19 protein-coding genes and 1 pseudogene are annotated in these 20318 nt (G+C 45.2%); 4 read left to right on the top strand and 16 right to left on the bottom strand.

Going from position 1 to position 20318, the window contains the following annotated elements:
- Positions 1-6: 6 nt before the first annotated feature.
- The 10 genes from OCV11_RS20195 to OCV11_RS20150 form a co-directional block, all read right to left on the bottom strand.
- Complete coding sequence (locus OCV11_RS20195; protein ID WP_261897804.1) at positions 7-393, bottom strand: MazG nucleotide pyrophosphohydrolase domain-containing protein; 387 nt, start codon at positions 391-393, stop codon at positions 7-9.
- A 111-nt stretch (positions 394-504) separates the two neighbouring features.
- Positions 505-987 (bottom strand): YbaK/EbsC family protein, encoded by a 483-nt coding sequence (locus OCV11_RS20190; RefSeq protein WP_261897803.1) that lies wholly within the window; start codon positions 985-987, stop codon positions 505-507.
- 127 nt (positions 988-1114) lie between these two features.
- On the bottom strand, positions 1115-1753 hold the full coding sequence (locus OCV11_RS20185) for an HAD family hydrolase (RefSeq protein WP_261897802.1): 639 nt from the start codon (positions 1751-1753) through the stop codon (positions 1115-1117).
- A gap of 210 nt (positions 1754-1963) precedes the next feature.
- Positions 1964-2410, bottom strand: coding sequence for a GNAT family N-acetyltransferase (locus OCV11_RS20180; protein ID WP_261897801.1), 447 nt, complete (start codon positions 2408-2410; stop codon positions 1964-1966).
- 69 nt (positions 2411-2479) lie between these two features.
- Entirely contained in the window at positions 2480-2887 is a 408-nt protein-coding gene (locus OCV11_RS20175) for a BTB/POZ domain-containing protein (protein ID WP_261897800.1), read from the bottom strand.
- A complete protein-coding gene (gene yidD / locus OCV11_RS20170) occupies positions 2884-3105 on the bottom strand; it encodes a membrane protein insertion efficiency factor YidD (protein WP_261897799.1) in 222 nt (73 codons plus the stop codon). Before yidD ends, OCV11_RS20175 begins: the two co-directional genes overlap by 4 nt.
- Position 3106: 1 nt before the next feature.
- Positions 3107-3322, bottom strand: coding sequence for a DUF4177 domain-containing protein (locus OCV11_RS20165; RefSeq protein WP_261897798.1), 216 nt, complete (start codon positions 3320-3322; stop codon positions 3107-3109).
- A gap of 164 nt (positions 3323-3486) precedes the next feature.
- Complete coding sequence (locus tag OCV11_RS20160; RefSeq protein WP_261897797.1) at positions 3487-3921, bottom strand: GNAT family N-acetyltransferase; 435 nt, start codon at positions 3919-3921, stop codon at positions 3487-3489.
- Positions 3922-3980: 59 nt separating this feature from the next.
- Entirely contained in the window at positions 3981-4457 is a 477-nt protein-coding gene (locus OCV11_RS20155; RefSeq protein ID WP_261897796.1) for a GNAT family N-acetyltransferase, read from the bottom strand.
- A gap of 101 nt (positions 4458-4558) precedes the next feature.
- Positions 4559-5137 (bottom strand): cysteine hydrolase family protein, encoded by a 579-nt coding sequence (locus OCV11_RS20150; RefSeq protein ID WP_261897970.1) that lies wholly within the window; start codon positions 5135-5137, stop codon positions 4559-4561.
- A gap of 235 nt (positions 5138-5372) precedes the next feature.
- Between OCV11_RS20150 and OCV11_RS20145 the strand changes: the two genes are divergently transcribed.
- The gene (locus OCV11_RS20145) at positions 5373-5681 is read left to right on the top strand and encodes a hypothetical protein (RefSeq protein WP_261897795.1); all 309 of its coding nucleotides are present in this window, start codon (positions 5373-5375) and stop codon (positions 5679-5681) included.
- Between the two features lie 293 nt (positions 5682-5974).
- Here the strand turns inward: OCV11_RS20145 and OCV11_RS20140 are convergent, their stop codons facing one another.
- From OCV11_RS20140 to OCV11_RS20125, 4 genes and pseudogenes are all read right to left on the bottom strand, one after another.
- Complete coding sequence (locus OCV11_RS20140; RefSeq protein WP_261897794.1) at positions 5975-6592, bottom strand: NUDIX hydrolase; 618 nt, start codon at positions 6590-6592, stop codon at positions 5975-5977.
- 230 nt (positions 6593-6822) lie between these two features.
- Positions 6823-7356 (bottom strand): annotated as a pseudogene (locus OCV11_RS20135) (GNAT family N-acetyltransferase); the annotation flags it as partial.
- A gap of 267 nt (positions 7357-7623) precedes the next feature.
- Positions 7624-10572 (bottom strand): sensor domain-containing protein, encoded by a 2949-nt coding sequence (locus tag OCV11_RS20130; RefSeq protein WP_261897793.1) that lies wholly within the window; start codon positions 10570-10572, stop codon positions 7624-7626.
- A 240-nt stretch (positions 10573-10812) separates the two neighbouring features.
- Positions 10813-11733 carry an AEC family transporter gene (locus OCV11_RS20125; protein ID WP_261897792.1) on the bottom strand — a complete coding sequence of 307 codons (921 nt, stop codon included), beginning with the start codon at positions 11731-11733 and terminating at the stop codon, positions 10813-10815.
- 688 nt (positions 11734-12421) lie between these two features.
- Here OCV11_RS20125 and msrP point away from each other — a divergent pair.
- The 3 genes from msrP (at position 12422) to OCV11_RS25015 (ending at position 16653) form a co-directional block, all read left to right on the top strand.
- A complete protein-coding gene (msrP, locus tag OCV11_RS20120; protein ID WP_261897791.1) occupies positions 12422-13432 on the top strand; it encodes a protein-methionine-sulfoxide reductase catalytic subunit MsrP in 1011 nt (336 codons plus the stop codon).
- Between the two features lies 1 nt (position 13433).
- Positions 13434-14060, top strand: a complete 627-nt coding sequence (locus OCV11_RS20115; protein ID WP_261897790.1) for a protein-methionine-sulfoxide reductase heme-binding subunit MsrQ — start codon at positions 13434-13436, stop codon at positions 14058-14060.
- 265 nt (positions 14061-14325) lie between these two features.
- The gene (locus tag OCV11_RS25015) at positions 14326-16653 is read left to right on the top strand and encodes a PocR ligand-binding domain-containing protein (protein ID WP_315972766.1); all 2328 of its coding nucleotides are present in this window, start codon (positions 14326-14328) and stop codon (positions 16651-16653) included.
- On the opposite strand, the gene OCV11_RS20100 is transcribed toward OCV11_RS25015, so the two are convergent.
- Positions 16650-17567: a glycyl-radical enzyme activating protein gene (locus OCV11_RS20100; protein WP_261897789.1), complete on the bottom strand. Its 918-nt coding sequence runs from the start codon at positions 17565-17567 to the stop codon at positions 16650-16652. The two genes, OCV11_RS25015 and OCV11_RS20100, sit on opposite strands and share 4 nt — an antisense overlap.
- 61 nt (positions 17568-17628) lie before the next feature.
- Positions 17629-20166, bottom strand: a complete 2538-nt coding sequence (gene grpM / locus OCV11_RS20095; protein WP_261897788.1) for a glycyl radical diol dehydratase GrpM — start codon at positions 20164-20166, stop codon at positions 17629-17631.
- Between the last annotated feature and the right edge of the window lie 152 nt (positions 20167-20318).

Here is a 20318-nt window from a genome sequence, read left to right as displayed (position 1 = left end):
ACCAAATCACTTATCTTGTGGAGTCAACACATCCTGACAATGAGCTTTCGCTAACTCAACGGATTGACGACGTTTTACCTCATCCCAAGATTGATCTTGTTCGATGGCAGTCACACGCTCTTGGTACTTTTGACATGCACGAGCTAAAACGCGCTGCGGATCAATCCCCTGCTCTTTTGCCAGAGCTTGGAGTACGTTCACATAGTCCCAAAGCACATCCGCCAGTTCATCTTCGACGTACACACGGCGATGTTTGTTAAGCTCGGCGCGAACTTCATTCAGCTCGCTTTCAATCCCACTTAAGTAGGTTTCTGGTCCTTGGTACCAATCACTGTTTGCGTCAATAGTCGCTTTACGTGCGGCAATCTTCAGTAAGGTGTCAAACTCGTTCATAAGATCATCATGTCAATTAAATTGATGCGCTATTCTAACATTCCCCAACCATGAATGGGAGTTAGATCACATTAGTATGATGTAGGTCAGTTTTGATATTCACTACTATGACTATTGAGCCATCTCGATCCAGGCCCCTTGGGTGAGCTTTTCTAACTGATCACAAGCCAATTCAAACATCGAGTTTGGCGTACCTGCGGCAGCCCAAACCGTTGAATAGTTTTGTAAATCAGGATCAAGGTAAGTAGTCAAAGCTTGGGAGTGGGCAATCGGCGGAACACCACCAATCACATAGCCAACATGCTCACGCACATAATCGGCATCAGCGCGACCCAGTTTAATCCCAGTCGCCTTCTCTACCTTTTTGGTATCGACACGGTTTGCGCCAGAGGCGACCAACAGTACTGGTGTGCCCGTTGCTTTGTTTTTGAAGATAAGCGATTTGGCGATTTGCCCAATTTGACAACCTAACGCATCGGCAGCTTCTGCGGCGGTGCGAGTCGATTCGGTCATCTGTTTTACCTTAAGCTCTACACCATGTTGGTCGAGAAAATCCTGCACCCGTTGAGACGATGCCTTTAATGCTAATGTCATGCTGATTCCTTGCGGTATTTATATTGGCTAGTTATCGTGGCTGATAACACTTTGTTCTTATGGAACAACTTCCTTTTATCAGCAACATAACCTTGTTATAGCAAGGAATCAAGAGACGTGATTCAATCTACTTTTGTAGCAATAAACGAAAATCCGCTACGTGCTCAGTCGCATGTTCAAAGTGGTGACGCTGATTAAACTCATGAGCAATTGCAATCACATCACAATCAGCCGCTAGGCCAGCTTTTAAACCCGCTTCAGAGTCTTCAAAGATCACTGCTTGTTGCGCTTTAACACCTAAACGTTCTAACGCCAATAGATAGGCTTGAGGATCAGGCTTATGTTTAGTCACATCTTCGCGGCCAATCACCACTTTAAATTGAGAGGCCAAATCGAGCTGCTTTAGGATTTTATCCACCATCCAGTTCGCCGCAGAACTCACGACTGCGCAGGGAAAACCTTGCTGATTTAGCTGCGCTAAATATTCGCGCGCACCGCTGTTTAAAGAGAGTTGCTCTTCCAATAAACGTTCATAATGGCGACGAAAATGCGCATTGAACTGGTCAAAATCGGGAGTGATATCCGCGTAATCAAAAAAATGCTGAGTCACTGTCGCCCAATCTTCTCCCATGACTGACTGGTAGATATGGTAATCGACATCCGCACCATACTCTTTACAAGCCAGCGCTAACGCTTGACCTTTAAGCGGTTCAGAATTGACTAAGGTTCCATCCATATCAAATAGATAAGCTTGGTATTTCTTCACAGTGACTCCTTTACATCTTATATGTGACAATACAACGTGATTTATGCACAGTTGCAGGGTTATACAACAAGACGCATCAAGAGTTCCAGAGATTTATTAACCAATTGAAATGGTTGTGAACTCTATAGTCAAAAATCGCCATTTAGCAAAGCTAAACGACGATTTTACTAAGCTGAAAGCATCAAAGGCGATAAGCAAGATTCAGGCAGGCTACTCTTCTTCGCGAGGGAGTTCCATCTGGTATTGATGGGCAGTTTTTTGATGGTGGAAACCGATGCGTTGATAAAAGAGATGCGAGTGTTCACGGCTGATATTCGAACGCACTACCAGCTCGGTTAAACCGTGTTCAACCGCCCACGCTCTCGCGCGATTGACCAAATCACGACCGACACCGATGCGTCGCTCATCATCAGAAACCACAAGACCTGTTATTTCTGCTTTAAAACCAGATTCGAGAAAGAGTCGTTGTTCAACGGCTAACCAACCCAAGGTTTTGTCACCTCGTTTAGCCACAAATACGCAATGATTTTGAGAATGCAACATCTGCTCAAGCCACTGTTTGGACTGTTCAAGCGATGCGTGATAACCAAGTTGAGATGTCAAACTATGGATAGCCGTAACATCCTGCATGGATGCGGGATTAATAGAAAGTGTCATGGCTCACCTACTGAGAAGTCAAAAAAGAGCTACCGAAGTAGCTCTCGATTGGCTAAGTATAACAGTAAGTTATCTTCGTACCAGCGCTTTCTCGCGCGCCTCACAAAGTATTTGGGTTGAGATGTGGTAGTTGTACTGTCGTACAATTTTTTGGGCATAAAACAGCTGAGGTAGCTCCACCAGTAACAGCATGGCGACTAAAAACCAGCCAAACGCTATTCCGATAGAGAGCGCAATCACTGCTAAAACCAAACAACACACTTCACCTAAAAACAGCCCATATTGGCGCAAGTAAAAGTGGTGGATTCCCCCAATGAAAAACCAATTGAGGACAGCATACGTATCGGGGTCTTTGACACGCTGAGACTGCTCATCAAAAAAATATCTGCGGCGAGCGTCGTCCAGCGCCTGAACCTGATAACGTAATGAATTTTCTTTCGTTTCTAACTGTCTTGTGGATTCAAAAATATTCATCATGGCACCTCATCGTATATTTTTTCGACCAGATCAGGATGTGTGCAGCGACGTATACGAGATACGCCCAGACGCCAGCCTTTGATCGCGCCGTACTTTACGATGCATTGACGCGTATACTCCGAACAACTCGGTTCAAAGTTACACTCCGTGTTAAACCATCGCTTTGATCCGCCTGTTGTTTGATAAAAGCGGATCAGCGATAGAGAAAACCATTTCACATTATCGACCTAACGTCAGAATAATTGCTTCACGCTGCCAAAATAGCAAAAAGCGTTTTTTCTCAATAACTTGAAAAACCACTTCCCAGCCATCTTGTGCATAACGATTGAGCTCAGCTTCTAAGCGCTGCACAGGTAAGCCACTTGCGCCAAGAAAAATGGTGCCGCAGCCCCCTTCCACAATCGTAACCACCTTGTACTCTTTGTATGTTGCCATGTTTAAACCAGCCTATAAGATTAACTAACGTTGTTTTATGAATTGTTTTATTACTTAGATATTTGAGTAACGACTCAATTTATTTGACACACTGATGTTAATGGTTGGCTTATTTTTGTTCAATTATCAGTCTGTTATCCTTATTCCAATTTTAGCAGCAGATCTCAAACATTGAGATTATCAGAGTGATTAAACGTCATCATGGTCACTTCATTACGTGGGTACCAATCTAGTTTAGCGTAAAATTTCTGCGCTGGTAGGTTGTCCTTTAACACAAATAAATGGGTCTTCATGATGCCCATTTCTGCCAATGCATCAACGCATAAAGAAATGAGTTGTTTGCCAATACCTTGCCCACGTAATGTCGATGCAACCGCTAAATGTTGCACATAGCCACGACGACCATCCGTTCCCACCAACAATGCTCCGACCACTTTATCGTCGGCCAGTGCGACAAAACTCAACCCCGGATTACGCGCTAAATAGGCACCGATATTCTCTTTTGAGTCAGCATCGCGCAACGACATGTGCTCAGTCACGCTCCACAGCGTCATCACTTGTTGGTAATCGTCTATTTCCATGACTCGATAAGTCACCATAACTCCTCCTTAAGCTACTGATAAATTAGTCTAATTTTCTTCAAATAAATAACACAACTTTAGGAGACGTAGGTGAGTTTCATAACGTGCTGCGGGCCAGCAGCGCCTCCTAAATAGAGTTCACCGGTATCAATAAATCCCCCAGCCAAGTAACTTTTCTTAGCGAAGAGGTTACGACAGTTAACGGTTAAGTAAATGCTTTCACGATGGGAATAGTAATTTTTTAGATAAGCACCAAACTGCCCCATAGTGGCTTTCGCATAACCTTTGCCTTGGTAGCGCTGATCAATAAAAAAGCCGCGTAAACCAATGGCATTATCGTGGGCAAAATCGTATTTGATCCCGTAGAAGGTATCGATCAGAAAGAAACCAATCACTTGGTCTTTGACACAAATAACATGTGGATGAACATCCATTGAGACACAAGCGAGCAAGCCTTCCATTGTGCCAACGTATTGCTGCTGCTCGTCACTGACCGCCAGTTCACACAGCTGTGCGTAGTGTACTTTTGATAAAGGTTGAATGGTCAGATTCATGTCCCACACCGTTTCATAATGAATTCGAATAGAAACATGAACCTAACACGTAACTCAGCGTAAGAAAACAGTCGCATGACTGCCCAAAAGCATTATTCGCCTTATTGGTCTAATTTTGCGCTTTGTTGGATAAATTGATACCAGGTTGGACTTCCTGACAAAATGGCTTCCGCTTTCGCCAACTGAATTGGCACACCAAAGCTCGATATGGAACTCAAGGTTTGATTGTGATGTTGACGAATGTTAGCTGCTAAAGCATGAGGCTTATCGTGGGTAGTATGACTGTCTGACGCTAACAAAATGGGATAACCCAACCCAGCCGCTCGGCGAGTGGTAGTATCGACACAAAAATCGGTTGCATAACCACAAATCACCAGTCGATCAACACCTTGATCTTGTAGAAGTGCCTGCAAATTGGTACGCAGAAAGGAATCAGGCGTTGCTTTACGGACGTAAAAATCACCCTCTTTTGGTTGCAATCCCTCATAGAGTTGCCATGCGTGAGTATCAGGTACAAGCTCTTCGTCTTCATGCTGAATGTAAATCACTGGGTAACCCTGACTTCTCGCCCAGTCAGTCAGTTGATTGATATGATCGACCACTTGATCGCTTTGGTAAGGTGGTGGTGTGGTATCAAATAAGGCTTGCTGTACATCAATAACCAATAAGGCTAATTTCATCATTTTATCCTTCTGCCCTACTCAATGCTCCACTTGCTCTTATTGCCAAAACCATAGAGAGCAACAATGGATACCCCAAATTAACATTGAGTAGAAAAACACAATCAACGTAAAAAAAGGCAGCCAAGAAAATATCGTAATTAATCCACAATAAAATCAGGGATAGAGGTATTCATACTGCTACATTATCGCTACAATGCCCCTACAAAAACTACGAATTTAATCAGTCACCTTCATGAATAAAAAACCCGATCGCATTACCGCTATGCGTCAAATAATCGAAGCGGTCAAAGCGGAATTTCCCCTTTATCAAGCCGACACCTTTATTTGTGGTCCTGATAATGAATGTATCGGCTGTCCTAAAAAATTGATGGAATTAGTCGATACAGAGCTCACTTATTGGGAACATGCCATCAAACGCGGCATTTCACCGACATTTGATGAACTGAATCGTTTTGGCAAAATGTGCAAAAACGTTCGTCGAGGTTTAGTGAGAAATAAACGTATCGTTGAACAACCTATTGCTGTTGTTGCCACAAGCTAACTGAGTAATGCCCCTTTCAACCTCGTTTTACTCATTGATTTTCCATCAGTAAAATCGCTGTTACCCGCTTAAATAGCCTTGGTTTATTTTTAAATAGCTACTTATTTTTAAATGCCAATCGCTATTTAAGTTATAGTGATATCACCATAGTTATATCACTATAACTTATCTATTGAAGGTTATTAATCAATTAAACAGCAATGATGAGATCCAATCCTATTAAAACACAAATTTTAACCATTAATTGCGATAACTAATCGATCGACAATGAATAGGCCATCCACCGACAGAGACTAATCGACGTAAACGGGTAAACTAGGATTGTTGTGATGCGCGAACATCATTTCGATATCACTCATTAATGTCCGTGATTCTGATAAAGGTGGAATATCGTCTAACGAGAAAAAGCCTATTTCAGATATTTCAATATTCTCTATCATTTCCCCACCCACATATTCACACAGGAAAAATAATTTATAGATATGGAAAGGGATAATGGGATTATAACCGTGTACCGCACGATCTTTGATAGCGACTAATCTTGGGTTAGCCACATCCAATCCAGACTCTTCTTTCACTTCACGAATCACGCCTTGAGTCGGGGTCTCGCACACATCGCCCCATCCACCAGGCAGTGACCAAGCACCATCTTCACGCTCACGAACGAGCAAGATTTTATTGTCTTTGATGACGGCAGCGCGCACGTCGACTTTCGGGGTTGGATAACCAGACTCAGCGATATAGAGCTGTTCCACTCTATCGACCGTGCTACCCGCTAAGTCAGCTATCATTTGATAGGATATGGCCTGTACTTGAGTAAAGCGTTCTAAGTCATATTTGTCTTTGCTGTAAGCGTGTCCCGCTTGCGCGATCGCTTGCAGCTGTTTTGCCATCTCTAGCCAGGGTTGCATCCACTTTCTCCTTAAACAATAGCGCTCCACGGTAGCACATTAACCGTTAAGATAAGTGATGCATATTACATTATGTGTTGCTTATACTATCAATATTGTTATTAGTGGGTATTGGAACCGCTTTTCTCCTCTCGTTCATTTACAGGTACTCGGTTCGCTGGCGGGATATCAATGTCCAGCTTATGGTAATCCGCTTTCACCACGTCACAGAGCTTTGGCAAGTTGTCAAACCACTCCTCACGCAGCACACCATATTTAACAGAATCATAATAGACCCCATTGAAATAACGCACTTTACGTAACCGAGCTTCCTGTTTCATGCCCAATTTTTCAGCACACGCCATCATTCTAGGATTACCAGACCAAGTGGTGAGCCCGACTCGTGCAATCTCTTTGGTGGCAAACATGTGTGTAATCCACGGCACGAGCGCTTTAAAGCCTATGCCTTTCGCCCACATATCAGAGCGATAAATAATAATGCCGACTTCCAACCAACGTGTTGGCTCATTTTCCCAATAAAAGGAGACCGTACCGATAGGCTTATCGTCTTTGGTGATCAGCAGGCACCCTTCTCCCATACAGAGATGCGTAAAATGACCCAACTGAAAATCACGTAACGTCGGACGCTCATAACCAAAATAGGGACCATTGAATTGCGTCCACTCCTCATCATCGGTGATCATTTGGTATACATCGACCAATTCACTGGGATAGGCGGGTCTTAATTCAATATCAGCAAACGGCAAACTGGCCGCATAAGACATAGTTTTCATAGGACAATTATGTGGGCTCGCAGAAAAATAACCGGTTCGAATATAGCAACCTAGCTCGACTGGTGTGATGAGATTTTAATCAAAATTACAGTAAGTTAGGCAACCTCTGAAGATAAAACTATCTCAAATACACACGCTATAGGAAACGGTTCCAGATCACAAAACCTTTGCTGATAAATAACACTTTGAATAACGAGAGTAAGAGGCATGCACTAGCTCGGTTAAACAGGAACAAAATGCGCTAAATTAGCGCATTTATTAGGAATTCCTACGATTAAGATGCTGAGACATAAATTGGGTTAACTGATCGGCTGACATCGGTTTGGCATACAAATAGCCCTGACATAATGCAAATCCTTCATCGAGCAAAAATCGATGTTGCTCAGGTGTTTCTACCCCTTCCGCGATGACCTCTAGGCCCACCGCTTCGCCCAATCGATGTATCGCTCTAGTGATCGCGACATCATTGGCATCGCCGGGTAAATCGTTGACAAACGAGCGATCCAGTTTGAGTTTGGTAACGGGCAGACGCTTCAAATAGGAAAGTGATGAGTAACCCGTACCAAAATCATCGATAGCAATGCCTAAACCTAAGTTGCGTAACTGGCGTAAACGGGAAATAGCGAGTTCACTTTCGTGCATCACGAAGCTTTCGGTGAGCTCAACTAAGATGTTGTTGGCTGGGCAGCCCGTTTCGGCAAATATTCCTTCAGCAATGCCCACAAAATCACTGTGCATCACCTGCTTACCAGACACGTTGACTGACACAAACCCCATCTTCAGCCCCATGTCGCGCCACGCTATCCACTGCTCACAAGCGCGGCGTAATACCCATTCGCCCAAAGGATGAATCAGCGGTCCTTCTTCTGCGAGTGGGATGAACTTCATCGGTGGGATCATGCCTTTGAGCGGATGAACCCAACGCACTAACGCTTCCACGCCAGCGCAGTCTCCGGTCAAAATATCCAGCACTGGTTGATAATAGAGTACCAACTGATCTTGCTCGATAGCGATACGTAAATCGGCTTGCAGTTCTGTGCGTTCTTGAATCTGCGCCGACATTTCATGATCGTAAAAATGGTGTTGGTTTCTGCCCCGCTCTTTCGAGCGGTACATAGCTAGGTCGGCGTGTTGAAGCAAGGTGTTGGCATCGGTGCCGTCACCCGGGTAGCAAGCAATACCGATACTGGCAGAAATAAAGAAATCGCCTCGGCCCACATCAAAGGGTTTGGCCAACGCGGCACAAATCTTAGCGGCAATTTTACTCGCCTGTTTCACACCATCAACACTGCGCAGTAGCAAAGCAAACTCGTCACCACTGTGGCGACTGACAATGTCATTTTCACTCACCGCGGCCTGCATTCGTTCGGCGGCTTGGCACAGCAGATGATCGCCAACAGGATGACCGTAGGTATCGTTAACCTGCTTAAAGTTATCGAGATCAATAAACAGCAATGCCATAAACTGGCCTTTCTGTTTCGCTTGGGTCAAGAATTGTTCAAATTGCTCAAGGAAAAGAGTTCGGTTCGGCAAGTTGGTTAACACATCATAATGAGCCAGATAGTGAATGCGCTTTTGAGCTTGCAACTGCTCACTGATGTCGTAGACAGTGGCAATAAAACGTTCAACTTGCCCATTGTGATTGTAAATCGTGGTTAAGCTCAGCCACAGCGGTGTGTCAAAACCCTTTTTATGGCGCTGCCAAATTTCTCCCTGCCAGCGCCCGGTTTCTCGGGCAATATCCCACAGCTCAAGATAAAACTCTTTGGTATGCTTTTCGGTGCGCAGCAAACTGACACTTTTCTCAACGATCTCACTGTTTTTATAACCAAGAATTTGTTCAAAAGCGGAGTTAATTTTCACCACATGGCGGGTGGCATCCAAAATCATCACCCCATCCATGGTGCTAGAAAAGACGTTCGCTGCGAGGATAAGTTCCGCATCCGCCTCTTTGCGTTTAGTGATGTCGGCGATTGACACAACGGCATACTGACGATCCCCTTCGATGAGTGGCGCCAGCGCGACTTCCACTGGGAATTCACGCCCTTGATTATCCAGAGCGTAAAGATCGCGACCAACCCCCATCATACGAATGCTGGGTTGGGTTGCGTACTGACTGCGCAAATTCACATGGTGATTGCGATAACGCTCCGGCAGCAGCATTTCGACCGGTTGCTGTTCGATTTCATTTTGTTGATAGCCAAACACCTCTTCACTGCGCTTATTGGCTTTAACAATCAGACCATTTTCATCAACCAACAAAATTGCCTCAGGCATGGTATCGATGATATTACTCACGCGAGTTTGGCTCTGTTCTAAGCTCAGTTGTACCTGTTTGAGTGACTCAATATCCGTAAAGGAACCAAACCATTTTGTTTCCGCATTGGGCTCATCATCAAGTGGTATCAAGCGCACGCTAAACCAATGGTATGCGCCACTTTGATCGCGAATTCGACATTCAACACTCGTTGCTGAGGTAGGATTTCGCCAGTGGTCAATCAATACTTGACGCTCTGGAAACGCTATCGTGTCTAACCAATCACAATGTGGCTCCCCAAGCAGGCAAACCCCGGTATAACGTTGCCATTGTTGGCTGGCATAGAAACACTCGCCATGCGAATCAAACTCGAGCATTAATTGCGGAAGCGCTTCGGTGACCTGACGTAAACTGCGTTCGCTGACTTGAAGGTGACTTTCACTCACCACATGTTCTTGGACCACGCGGCGTTGACGTTCGAGCAGCAGTCGTGCCATCGCATCATGCTCTTGATTGGCGTCAATTAAAGAGAGCTGAACCAGTAACGAGGCAACTTCACTACGCGGTAAAAGTACATTGCCCCATAACGTCACCACATCGATAAAGTCGTGTTCTTGATGAGAGACCAAATGCAGCAAGGAACTGCGATCGCAGGGCAATACCACCGCTAAGCTAGGTTGGGACACTTTGGAGCTCGTAGGAAAGTCGATTGACGCTTCTTGCGCCAAGGCAATGATGAGCTGCTGTTCCTTTTGATTGTCGATGGATGGCAACCAAGCAGAAAATCGTTCTGTGCACCAGTTTTTAAGCTCCGCATTATCGACCAGTATCAGCAGAGCCAGTTGGCTACTTTGCAATAACGCTTCGATCAGAGCTTGCTGATCGGTAGCTGGCTTAGAACCTAAACGCATCCATAAACAATCATCAGCCTCAATGGCATATGAGTCCATTGCACTTGGTCCATTGATTTTTCTATTTAAAGCCAAAGGTTGCCGCCTCAACATCTCATCTTAAAGGGTGAAAGTACTGTCTTCATGCACACAATAAGAGTATATGCAGTAACTTATAAGCAAAAGAAATATTTATGGCAATAACACCCTGTTTTACCGCTCTTTGTGACATTCACAACGTTGGTCAGCTCAATTTTGCGTTAAGCCATCACCTTCGCAACTCACTGGGCTTAACGCGTGTTATCCCATGGTATACAAAATAGAGAGCGTACTCATAATGGCGACACCGCTGATGATCGTCAGACTATTGGTAAACGCAGAGAGCTGAACATCGGCTTTGAGTTTCATTGAATAGATAGGAGCAAGTGCACTTGCCGGCGCAAAGACCACCACGGAAAGAACTTGGCGAGTCAGTAGATCAAACGGCAGCCAGTAGTAAGCGGTGACGGAAAAAAGCGTTCCCCAACACAAGCGTAATACGGTTAATCCCAGAGCGATTTTGAGCTGACTTAATTCCACATGGGGGTTAAAGAGAAGCCCTAACATAAACATGGCTAAGAAAGGGGTGGCGGCACCAATAGGAGTGAGCATTTGGTTGACGGCGTGAGGCAATTTCCAACCTAAAAAGGCCAAGGTAAACATCACGATATAAGTGACAAAAGGCACCGATTGCGCCAAGTTACGCAGCACATCTTTCATGGTCATGCGCTCACCGTCTGCTTCCGGTAGCAGATACTGTGTCAGCACATAAGACCCACCCGTCACTAACAGCGCATTACCCGTATCAAAAATCGTGGCTAATACGCCACCCTCATTGCCAAAATAGAGCTGCACAAAGGGCAAGGCAAAACAGCCGATGTTAAAACCACTGATATTGAGCATCACCACGGCGCGACTGTAGTTCGCCATTTTGGTCGTCATGCGATAAATCACTAAAATGGGCAGTAAACTGGCAACGAAACCAAATAGGCACACTTGAAGTAAATTTTCGGTGGAGCGAAGCGAAGCAAAGGTCACAATGATGGTACAAGGCAGCGCCAAATTCATCAGCAGCTTATTCACCACCCGACTCTCTTCAGGCTGAATAAAGCCCACTTTCTTTAAAGTAAATGCCAAAGCGATGATAAACACGAACGATAGTGGGCCAAGAAACTGATTCATAGCGAAGACTCAACATTAGGTGAACAAAAGGCGAGATGACAATTATTCTATCGATTCAATAAGATAAAATTTGCCACTCAGCTCGAATTTTAATCACCTCACCCAGAAACTAGCATCACGCCTTTTCTCGATTTCACTATGCCCAAAACAGCATTTCGTCCCCTGCATGACGATGCGTACTTTGTAAACCCCATTGCCCAGAAGGGAGGCAAAGATCAAAATAAGCCAGTATCCATTTCATAACACATTCCTTGTGTATTCGCTGACGGTGGCCGCATGTTCAGAGCTGGTTTCATCAGCCCAAAGCAGCAAAAGTAAAACGTCTATTTGGTTAATCCTTTAACCAAGTTCATCTGGTGCCTCAGAGTGTGAAAGCCATTCATTTCACCCAATAGCGATGAGACACACATGATTTATCACTCTACCTTAAGCCCTTTAGGATTAAATATTTAAATTGCAGGTGAAAATAGGCCGTGCGCTGTAACTCTCTACTAAGCCGCAAAGTGGCAGGATCAAACTCTAACTTGTCGCCTTTTACGTACAACAAGCTCACTTTCTTCTAAGCTTGATGAGTCAAGGAAAGCAAAACAACGTTGATTAAACTTTTTTCGTTGCAACTGTAATGGTTAACGCGTTGTCTACGTCTAATAAGCATTGAACCCAAATGAAGCATTCAGTGAGGAGTGTTATGAAAAAGCGTTTTCAGCCCAGCGTCAAACTAACCGAAAGCGATGTCACCGACGAACACGTCTATTTGCAACGCAGAACACTCTTAAAATCCTTAGGTTTTATCGGCCTTGGTAGCTTGCTGCCCACCAGCAGCCAAGCCTTTAGCCTATTTAATAAAACGGAAGAGACGCCTACCAGCCCATTCGTTACTCAACCACTGAGCTTTGCAAAACCGGAAAAGTACGGTTCGCAAGAAACCCTGACGCCTTACGAAAAAGTGACGACCTACAACAATTTCTATGAATTTGGTACCAGCAAGGAAGATCCAGCCAAGATGTCACAGGCGTTTAAAGTGGACCCTTGGACACTCGATATCGACGGTTTGGTGAGTCGTCCCATTAAGCTCAGTTACGATGATTTGGTTAAACGCTTCCCACTTGAAGAACGTATTTATCGCCTGCGCTGCGTTGAAGCTTGGTCAATGGTGATTCCGTGGATTGGCTTTCCGCTGAGCGAATTAATTAAGCAAGCCGATCCCCTGTCATCGGCCAAGTATGTTGCCTTTGAAACCCTGTTCGACCCTAAACAGATGCCTGGACAAGCTAGTCGCTTTGTCGGCGGCGGCTTAGATTACCCTTATGTTGAGGGGTTAACGCTTGCCGAGGCAATGCACCCTTTAACCTTGATGAGCGTGGGTCTGTATGGCAAAACCTTAATGCCACAAAACGGCGCGCCGATTCGCCTTGTGGTGCCTTGGAAATACGGATTTAAGAATATCAAATCCATTGTGCGCATTCGCTTGACCGACAAACAGCCTCGTTCAACGTGGAACGAACTCGCCCCCAATGAATACGGGTTTTACGCTAACGTTAACCCTGAAGTTGATCATCCGCGTTGGAGCCAAAAAACCGAAAGGCGCATTACCGCAGGCGGTTTGCTCTCGACGAAACGCATCGATACGCAGCTTTTTAATGGCTATAGCGAAGTCGCGAGCTTGTATAGCAACTTGGATTTAAGGAAATTCTACTGATATGGCAATGCGTTGGACCTTAAAGCTCACTTCATGGCAAAGAGTCACGGCCAAGAGCCTGATTCATTTTGTCGCCGCTGGTTGGCTCATCTTAACCTTTTGGCTCGGCGTGCAAGATGAGTTGGGTGCTGATCCGGTTGCTGGGCTGCTACATTTTACCGGTTTTGGCGCGATAAACTTATTGCTTATCACCCTGATGATTTCCCCATTGAGCCGGTATTTCGGTGGTGAGCTGATACGTTTTCGCCGTTTAATCGGCGTCTACACCTTTGTTTACGCGCTGTGTCATTTTCTCACCTTCGCCATCTTTATTTTGGGTCTCAACCTCAGCCAACTTGGCGCAACCATAGCCGAACGCCCTTATATTACGATTGGCTTTAGTGCCCTACTCATTTTGCTCGCTTTAACCATCACCTCCCCCAACGCCATCCGGCGCAAACTCGGTCGCCGCTGGCAAACACTGCATAACCTTGTTTACCTAGCTCTAATACTGATGCTGTGGCACTACACTTGGTCGGAAAAAACAGCCTGGGGTGCACCGGTTTATTATTGGGTGGGCGGAGTGATGATTATCCTGATTAAAGTCCAAATGAAATTTAAGAATAGGTCACCTTTACATCGTCGATAGTCGCTCCCATACGAATGACGATAAATGCTATTAGTAAGGGCAAATTGGGAGAACATCACACTTCATGTTAAATAAGCAGGCATTAATATTATTTAGATCAATATAATTAATTGATCTAAATAACTTAAATATTAACCATCGCCTTATCATTGACCTTATCGCATATTGTTTCTTTTAGTGTGAACACACTCAACGTTAAGACATGAGTGCGCCGTTATAGTGCAAGACGGTTCTTCTGCCATTTTTAACGCTCGTGACTCACATAATGAACGCCCAATATAAACTCCAACAATATTTGAACATTGACAGGCTTCAGACCCTGCAAGACAACTTTAGTAAATCGATGATGATTGCTTTAGTGGTCGTGGATGAATATGGAGTCCCTGTCACTCAACCAAGTGGTTTTTGTGAATATTGTGAGCACGCTAGACAAGATCCCAACCAAAAAAAGCAGTGTTATCAAAGCGATGCTGCGGGCGGTAAACTAGCGATGGAATCCGGTAAACCTGCGGTCTATCGCTGCTATTGTGGCTTCGTTGAGTGTGCCGTTCCCATTATGATCAACGGTCGTTATTTGGGCGCATTTATCTCTGGGCAAGTCAAAATTGAAGATAAAGAGCAAAAACGCGTTCCCTATATTCTCAAGAAAAATAGAGATCTCACTCACGACGAGAAATATCGAGCACTCTATAACAAAGCCCAAAGCATACCTTACGATAGGTTCGAATCGACGGCCTACACACTGTTTAATGTGGCTTCCTATCTGGTAGAGCAAGCTCATAATACTTATATTCAACGCGAGTTAAGACAAAAGGAACTCGAATTAACCGATGAATTAAGAAAAAGAATGGAAATAGAGCGTTCATTACATGAAGCGGAGTTTAAAGCGCTCTCCTATCAAATCAATCCACACTTTTTATTTAATGTGCTTAATACCATTGGCCGGCTCGCCTTTTTGGAAGAGGCGCAACGCACCGAAACCATGGTGCACGATTTTTCCGACATGATGCGCTATCTGCTGCGCAAAAATAATCAGGGACTGATCACGCTCAATCAAGAATTGGACTACGTGAAAAAGTACATGTCGATTCAAACTGTGCGTATGGGAAATCGCTTTACCTACTCTATCGACATTCCACAACGCTATTTAAACGTGGTATGCCCATTCTTAGTATTACAACCCTTAGTCGAAAACTTCTTTAATTACGTGGTTGAACCAAGGGAAATCGTCAGTGAATTATCCATTAAAGCAACAGATGACGGAGAGAACGTCATTCTCGAGCTAAAAGACAATGGCGATGGTATTTCCCCCGAAAATATCCAGCTTATTTTGTCGGGAGAGCGCAATCAACAAAAAGGCGGCATCGGTATTTTTAACATTATGAACCGCATGAAGTTACTGTTTGGCGATCATTACAAACTCGAATTATCCAGCCCTTATAAGCCGATGAAGGGAACGACTATCCGCTTACGCTTCCCACTACAACAGAATCTATATAGTCCAATCGCGAGGTGCATTATGTACAATATTGTTATTGTGGAAGATGAACCCATCGAACTTGAATCACTCCACCGCATTATTGCGCAGTGTGTGGATAATGCGGTGCTGCATGAAGCGTCTACAGGGAAAAAGGCGATAGAGCTTATTGATGAGTTAAATCACATCGACATGATGTTTGTTGATATCAATATTCCACTTCCCAATGGAAAAGAGGTGATTGAATATCTCAAAGCCAAAGACCGCGATACCAAAGTGGTGGTGACCAGTGCGAATGACGATTTTGATATTGTGCGCAGCATGTTGAGCCTGCACGTGGAAGACTACCTGCTAAAACCGGTGAAAAAAAGTACGCTCACCAATACGATCAAACGTACTTTAGGTATCGATTCGCAAGCGGTGTCGGCTGCGCGCGCCATTGAACAAAAAATTGCTGATCTATTGGCTAACCGCGCATGCGCTCAGTGGCATGATTATCTAGTAGAACAGATCAATCAGGCTTACCGGCAGACGAAGCAAGGACAGGATGCTCGACTACAAATCAAAGAACTTCTCGACATCATCAGTCATCACCTTGCTTCGCTCACTGAGCAATATGCTGCGGTACAAAATCAACTCCAAAGAGTTGCCCAAGAGGTCGAGCGCTATGGTCTGACGCCAGCGGTATACGCGCATCTGACTCTTTCTTTAATCAAATTAAGCCGTGAGATATTTACGGAGAAAGGCACACCGCCATCGAGTAGTAACGAATTTTTGCAGCGCGCCAAACTGCATATTGAACGACATATTCTCGACAACTTGACGTTAGCTGAGATAGCCGAGCACGCGTTTGTTAGTGCCTGTTATTTAAGCCGTGCCTTTAAGAAAAGCGAAGGAATTGGCGTTGCCAACTACATTACCGGGCGCAAAATCGCGATTGCCTGCGCGTTATTGCACTATAGCGATCTTAAAGTGAACACCATCGCGTTAGAACTGGCTTGGCAAGATGCCAACTATTTTTGTCGCATCTTTAAAAAAGAGGTGGGAATGACGCCCTCTGCCTATCGGCAACGCCACGCCACATCTCAACCAGCCTCTGCCACCATCAGTGATTAGCCACCGATCTGACAATGGAAACCTTGCGCTTCAACTTCGGCCTTAAGCTGCTCCATTTTCTCTTCGCTAACTAGCGCTGTTTCCCTCATCGGATAAATACGGCCAAGCAGCGCGTATTTGTTTTCACCATAGGTGTGATACGCCAATAAATGTAGCGTATCCACGCCGTGCAGCAACTTGGCAAATTCGGTAATCGCATGAATTTCTTCAATGTTATCATTTACGCCCGGAATGACCGGCACTCGCACCACCAGCTGAGTGATCTGTGCAATACGCAGTAAATTTTCCAAAATAATGCGATTGTCGACACCGGTGTAACGCTTATGAATAAAAGGATTGATCGCTTTTATGTCGGTTAAGGCAACATCAATAAAGGGAAAGATCTCTTTAATTACTCGCTTCGGTGCGTAAGCGGTCGTTTCAATCGCAGTATGCCACCCTTTATCTTTGCACGCTTTAAGCAGCTCTCGGGCAAATTCTGGTTGGGTTAGCGGCTCTCCGCCCGAGAGCGTCACTCCTCCTCCCGCACGGCGAAAAAGTGTTTCTTCCTTTTTCAGTGCATCGATCACTTGTGCCACGCTCATCCGCGTGCCCTTCATTTCCAATGCATGGGTTGGGCATACATCGGCACATTCACCACACTGATTGCATTTTTCACGATCCACAAAATAGGGATGAGTAAAGGCTATCGCCTGCCTTGGGCATGCGTCTGTACACTTACCACAATGGACACACCGAATTTTATTGAACATCAGCTCAGGTTTGAGCCGTTGCGATTCTGGATTACTGCACCATTGACACGATAGAGGGCAGCCTTTAAAAAAAGGAATCGTGCGTATCCCCGGTCCATCGTGAATCGAATAGCGTTGGATATTGAACAGAGTTCCTTCTGCGTTGTAATTGACTTCATTCATCTCGAGGGCTCTCATTGCAAAAAAATAGGCCGCACTAAGACGGCCTAAAAGGGACTCTGCCTTAAAAAGTCTGTTCAGTACGACTGATGATGTCGTCCTGGACTTCCTTCGCTAACACAATAAATTGGGCACTGTATCCCGCAACACGAACCACCAAATCTTGATGTTCTTCAGGGTGTTGTTGTGCATCCAGCAGCAGTTCTCGGTCAATGACGTTGAACTGAACATGCATTCCCTTCTTATCAAAATAGCTACGCACCAAGCCACTAAAATGACGTAACCCATTTTCACCAGCGAGCGCAGCTGGTAAGAATTTTTGGTTGTAGAGCGTACCATTAGACGCAATAAAGTGATCCAATTTGGCAACCGAGTTAGCCGCTGCTGTTGGCCCTAAGATATCTTTACCTTGACGAGGCGACACCCCATCGGCCAAAGGCTGCTTAGCCAAACGACCATCAGGCAATGCGGCAACATCTTTACCAAACAACACGTTGGCTGATACAGGGTAAATGCCCGCTTGAAAACGACCGCCACGAGGGTTGGTGTATTTTTCCACTTCTTGGCAATAAACCAATGCACAACGACGAGCGACATAATCGACGGCATCAATATCGTTACCAAAACAAGGGGAGTTTTCCAGAAAATGGCGGATCTCTTCATGGCGAGACATGCTATGAGGCTCTGGTGCATTGGCTTGTGACAATTGACGGTAGACTTCTTCTTTCACTGCAGCAGGCGTCAACTCGCCATTATCTGCCATGATACGTTTTACCACCGCATTGATTTCTTGTTCAGTCAGCGACATTTTGTTCACGGGCTCAACGTGTTCGAGAGTGAAATCAAAGTTCGCATCCAGCGCTTCTTTGAGTTCGGCCATAGTGAGCTTCTTATCTTCGAAGACCTGTTTTTGCATCGCATAAACCGAGTCACCACTATCGGCAATCCCAAATGCTTGCGGCCCGGTGAAGTTATAAATAGCGCCCCCTTCTTGCAGGGATTTACCGCGACCGATACAGTCATCAACCATGGCAGAAAGGAACGGCAAAGGACAACGTTCACCGTGGGCAATATCGACACTGTTACACGCTTCAACCAGTTTATGTACGAAGTAGGTCATTTGCGTTTTGAAGGCAGTAAAGAACGCTTCGATGTCGGTGAATTGGGTCATTTCTGCGGTAACCGGACCCAACTGTTTGTTACCAACACGGCCGCCATGTAAGGTAATTTCAAGCACTTTGGCCACGTTAAAAAACGCCGCATCATGCCATCCGTCAGTGCGGTGTGGCGCTTGAGGTTCAACACAGCCGATAATGCAGTAATCACGCGCATCATGCAGCGATACGCCGCGGTTTTGTAGCGCCGGGATGATCACTTCATCGTTGTACATGGCTGGCACACCCAAGCCTAAACGCACCAATTCACAAGCGCGGAATAGGAACTCATCTGGCGAGCCTTGCCATACACGAATGGAGAAAGACGGTTGCGGTAAACGCACGTGTGCCGTTGCTTCCATACACATGTAAGTCAAGGCGTTAGTCGCGTCTAAGCCATCTTCGGTTTGCCCACCCACAATCAAGTTTTGGAACACGGCATAACCAGCAAAGGCTTGCGCAGAGACTTCATCACGGGTTTTGTTGATGTCGTTGAGTTTGATCCAGCAGCAATCAACCAACTCTTGGGCGAAAGTTGGATCAATATCGATATCGGCGGCCAAATATGGGTACATATATTGGTCAAAACGTCCTGGTGAAATAGAGTGACCACTAGACTCAATTTGTAACATGCTTTGCACAAACCAGAAGGATTGACAGGCTTCCCAGAAATTGGTCGCACCGTGTTCAGGCACGCGACGACAGTTTTGCGCGATCTGTTCTAATTCCCCTTTCCGATGAGGATTGGCTTCAATTTGGGCAAGGCGCTCTGCTTCATCTGCATAACGATGAGCGAACTTAATGGCAGCTTGATAACTGATAATGACCGCATGGTAAAACTGCTCTTTCTTGATGTAATCCGGTTTGGTGCGGTCAAGATTTGCTAGCGCGAGGTTAACTTCATCGATAACGCCGCTAAAACCTACCTTAAGAATCTTTCCGTAATCGACACACACGTGACCGATGCCACCGAAGAAGTAGTTTCCTACGGTGAAGACACCGCTGTTCATTGCATCGTGTGTTTCAGGCGACATGTAAGATGCCGCCAATTCGCTGGTGGTTTTTCCCGGCCAATACTTGAACGCTTCATGCAATTCTTGGGCGGTTTTCTTCTCAATAACAAAGGGGTCGGCAATACGCGTTGCCATCGTCTCGAACTCTTTTTCGACCCAATCGAAAGAGAATTCAGGACAAATTTCAGTGGAGCGTGGATTGATGGTCACTGCCCCAACAATCAATTCGTCAGGTCGAATGGTGACTGGCAGTTCATTGAAGATTTTCTCCACCACTTTGGCGCGACGCATGATGGCTGGTCGCTGTTCGTTTTCACGATAAGCTTGGGTGGCAAGCACTGCGCGTTCTGATTCCACATAAGGCTGAGCACGCAAAATGGTATTTTTCAGTCTAATCACCCGATCGGTTGGATTAGAAAAGCCTTTCTCTAACATACAATGTCTCCAAAAATGATGAACAGGTATGCTTTAACACACCTTGTAAATGAATTCGGTCGCAGTGATAGGCGATGTGACTTATTTAAACCATTCCCCATGCCTGTCGACTAATAGCCTGTCACTAAATCATCCCCTGCTTGGCTTAAGCC

It is taken from the genome of Vibrio porteresiae DSM 19223 (assembly GCF_024347055.1).
GTDB classification, from domain to species: Bacteria; Pseudomonadota; Gammaproteobacteria; order Enterobacterales; family Vibrionaceae; genus Vibrio; species Vibrio porteresiae.
Note: the sequence above shows the minus strand (reverse complement) of the source record. Positions and strands in the feature narration are given on the sequence as shown.